Genomic DNA, 3778 nt, shown 5'->3' on the forward strand with positions numbered 1-3778 from the left:
CCCTTTTCCGGTAGTAGCCGTTGACATACACCACCCGTTTACCATTAATATGCTCAATCAAGGTGGGACCATTATGCCGTTCTAAGGTAGCGACGGTTTTCAGGGGAACCTGTTGTCCCATCGGTGTGGTAATGTATGTGTCTGCCAGATTGTTCAGGGTGCCGCGTTCTTCCTCCTCGTAGCGCACCAGAATCGAATTTTGTCGCAGGTTGGGGCGGTTGTAATAGCGGCGGGTAAAGCCACCTGTGAGGGCGTAGCGGGCTTGTTCTGCCACCATCCGCACATTCATTCCCAGTTCTTCGGCGCGGCGGCGATCGACTTGAATCTGATATTCTGGCTGAGTTAGGGCTGAACTGGTTTGGGGCATGACTAAACCCGGCGTATCTTCAGCAATGCGGAGGACATCTTTGGCTAAACTATGAAGTATGTCTAAATCCTCCCCATACACCGCAAGCTGAACCGGAGCCGCAGACGTTGCCATTACGTCTACACCCATTTCCTTTAAAGCGATGCGGCGCAAACCGGGAATAGTAAGGCGGGCTTCGGCTTCGACGCTATCCATAATTTCCCAGATGTCACGGTTGCGATCGTCCTTGAGGGTGACAATTAGGGAGGCGGAGTTAACACTGCCCATACTGTAGCCACTGAAATAGGTACTATTACGGGTCAGTTCAAACCCCGTTTGGGAGGACACTTTGTCGATGTCCGGTTGGGCGAGTAAAATCTGCTCAAAGCGATAGGTACTCTCGTCAGCCTTAGCAAAAGACGTGCCAGGTTCCATCTCCAGCGATGCCATAAACTGACCCGAATCCCTTGGCTCCACTTGTCCAGGCTGCTTGAGTTTTGATTCTAGGCTGTCATGGAGTGTCCCGGCTACGGATTTTAACTCCCGCTCTAAGGTAATTAAATGAGCATGAGCGATCGCTTCATAAACGCCAAACCCCAACAGGCTTAAAATGACACCCATGACGAAAGCATAGGAGAGTGCCAATTTCCCACGAGTCTGGCTAAATAGCTTATTTTGACGCATCGTTGCCTAGGTTAAGACGGTATCCTATACCATGTACTGTTTCAATCGGAATCGCGCAGCCGATTGATTCAAGTTTGCGGCGCAGCAAGCGTATTTGTGCTGCCACGACATTACTCAGGGGTTCTGCACTCACCTCCCAGAGCTGATTGCGAATTTGGTCGCTAGTTACCACTTGATTGGGATGCCTCATGAAATACTCTAGAAGCTGGTATTCCTTATTAGTCAGCGGCACCTCCTGTTTTTCTCCCTTCGCCGCGACACGATAAACCGTTCGGGTTCCGCAGTCGAGAGTCAGGCTTCCCACCTGAAGTTGTTGGGGTTGGAGTTGAGGCGATCGCCGCTGCAGTGCCCTAACTCTGGCTAGCAACTCTGCCATTCTAAACGGCTTGACTAAATAGTCATCGGCTCCCGCATCCAATCCCGCCACCCGGTCTTCCAAGCGGTCTTTTGCGGTTAGCATTAAAACGGGTAAGGAACTTTTGTTCGCACGTAGCCGACGCAGTAGCTCTAATCCCGATAGTTCTGGTAGTAACCAGTCGAAAATAGCCAGCGTATACTGCATTTCCTGGTTTTCTAAATAGCCCCAAGCGTCAGTACCGTCAACAACCCAATCAACCACATACTTTTCTAGACTTAATGCTCGCTTAATGGCAGCCCCCAAGTCTGGCTCATCTTCAACTAGCAACACTTTCATAACTTAACCTGTTAACTGTTTAGGGTAAGCTTCAATTCTTAGACTACAACTCTAACTCACGGTTGACTTTGCCTATATGCGCGATCAATCCCCTACTGCTACAATCAAAGCAAGCTTAAACAATCTTGGTTATGATCGCCACTCCCCAACAATCGCCAAAAATGAGCTTTGATGACTATCTCGTATGGGAATCTCAGCAAGACATTCGCTATGAATATGTCAATGGTGAAGTCTTTGCCATGACAGGCGGTACGATTCCTCATAACGATATTGCTCTCAATCTCTATAGAGCCTTGTATCCTCATCTGCGTTCCAGAGGTTGTCGGGTGAATGTCTCAGACGTGAAGGTGCAAGTAAGTCCTAAGAGCATTTACTACTATCCTGATGTTATCGTCAGTTGCGACCCTCAAGACCTTAACGCTCGCAAGTTTATTCAAAAGCCTAAACTCATTGTAGAAGTTCTCTCTCCTGGTACAAGTGCTAAGGATAGAGGGGAAAAATTCACTTACTATCTAACAATTCCCAGTTTGCAAGAGTATATCTTGATTGACTCGGAAACAATCTCTGTCGAACGTTACTGTCGCGGAGAGGGAAGGATGTGGCTTTACTATCCTTACCAGGCTGGAGATACCATTACTTTATCAAGCATTGAATTTGAATTTCCTATTGAATTGCTCTATGAAGGTATCGTCTTTGAAATAGACGAATAAACGCACAGTTGACAGTTTGACTTGACGGTGAAATTGCACCGGGTAAACAAGCACTTTGGGCATTGTTGGATTGTGTGCGATCGCACGCTGGTATCGTTTAAATGCCAAACAGCTTATGCCCATTCTACCGAAGCTGGAGGGCGATCAATATGTCAACATCTAAACTACTGAGACAATTCAGCCTAACAGGAAGAGTCATTGTCACTTCCAGAGCGTAATGCCAATCCCTCAACGTCTGTTGACTATGCTAAAGTCTCTACTTAACTGGAGAGACAAGAGGGATGTAACAAAAATTTACGTTTGTCACTGGGTTTTGTTCCTCTACTTGGGAAATTGTTTCACACGAAAATGAAATTAAGATGAACTAAACTCCAGGCTGGGATAATTTTTCCTGGGAGTCGCATTAATCCGTCTGCCAGCGTTTCCACAACGCTCTTGGGTGTTAGGATTGAGGTTATGCAAGAATAAAGACTAAAACTTAAATTTAATTCCGAAGCCTCTGTAACGATATACCTCTACCTAATACTATGAACTACCTGATTGCTGTCCTGAAAAATCGCATTGAAGCCGAAGAAGCTTACACGGTGCTGGAAAAAAGAGGCTTACCGATGAATCAAGTCACGATTCTCGGTAAAGGCTATCAAAGTGCTGATGAGTTTGGCTTGATTGATCCGAATCTCCAGGCGATTAAGCAAGTTAAGCAACTTGCCTACTGGTTGCTCCCCTTTGGCTTTGCGGCGGGATATGCCTTTAACTTACTCACGGCGATCGAAATTCTACCGATAAGTCCCATAGGGAATCATATCATTGGCGGTATCTTCGGTGCGATCGCGGCAGCTATGGGTAGCTTTTTTGTTGGTGGTGGAGTTGGCATTGCCTTGGGTAGTGGTGACGCACTCCCCTATCGCAATCGCCTCAATCAAGGGAAATATATAATTGTCGTCAAAGGTTCGGAGGACTTAATTCGCCAAGCTACCCCGCTACTGAAGCGATTTGAGCCGGAAACGATTCAAGGATATACTGAATGACGTAGATTGAACACTTTTGTGATCACTCCCTATTTTCTCTTCCCTGCCTCCTACCCCATGTTCGCCAGAACTGGAGTTCAAAATGCCAAAAGCCACAAAACTATCACCGGAATCCGAAATTACAGATCAACAACGAGAAGCAGCCGAAGCTGAAATTCGCGAAAAGCAGAAAGTCGTTGACTATGACACAAAAGAATATCCTGTAGAAGTGCTGGTTAAGAAATACAGAGATGGGCTGGACGAAGATATCAATGAGTTGTATATACCAGACTATCAACGAGATATGATTTGGGAAGAACCTCGGCAGTCAAAGTTT

The 3778-nt window shown here is 46.5% G+C and carries 4 protein-coding genes and 1 pseudogene; 3 read left to right on the top strand and 2 right to left on the bottom strand.

The genetic code is table 11. The annotated features are described in order from the left end of the window. The coding region (locus ACLFWI_RS28240; protein WP_446415694.1) for an efflux RND transporter permease subunit at nt 1-1030 on the bottom strand (1030 nt) is incomplete at its 3' end. Next, nucleotides 1017-1724, bottom strand: a complete 708-nt coding sequence (gene rppA / locus ACLFWI_RS28245) for a two-component system response regulator RppA (protein WP_446408145.1) — start codon at nt 1722-1724, stop codon at nt 1017-1019. The genes rppA and ACLFWI_RS28240, both read right to left, overlap by 14 nt. Nucleotides 1725-1855: 131 nt before the next feature. Between rppA and ACLFWI_RS28250 the strand changes: the two genes are divergently transcribed. From ACLFWI_RS28250 to ACLFWI_RS28260, 3 genes and pseudogenes are all read left to right on the top strand, one after another. Then, entirely contained in the window at nt 1856-2434 is a 579-nt protein-coding gene (locus ACLFWI_RS28250; protein ID WP_446408156.1) for a Uma2 family endonuclease, read from the top strand. 527 nt (nt 2435-2961) lie between these two features. Further along, nucleotides 2962-3462, top strand: a complete 501-nt coding sequence (locus ACLFWI_RS28255; RefSeq protein WP_446408146.1) for a hypothetical protein — start codon at nt 2962-2964, stop codon at nt 3460-3462. An 82-nt stretch (nt 3463-3544) separates the two neighbouring features. Continuing rightward, nucleotides 3545-3778 (top strand): annotated as a pseudogene (locus tag ACLFWI_RS28260) (DUF262 domain-containing protein); the annotation flags it as partial.

The organism is Coleofasciculus sp., assembly GCF_046539235.1.
GTDB lineage: Bacteria > Cyanobacteriota > Cyanobacteriia > Cyanobacteriales > Coleofasciculaceae > Coleofasciculus.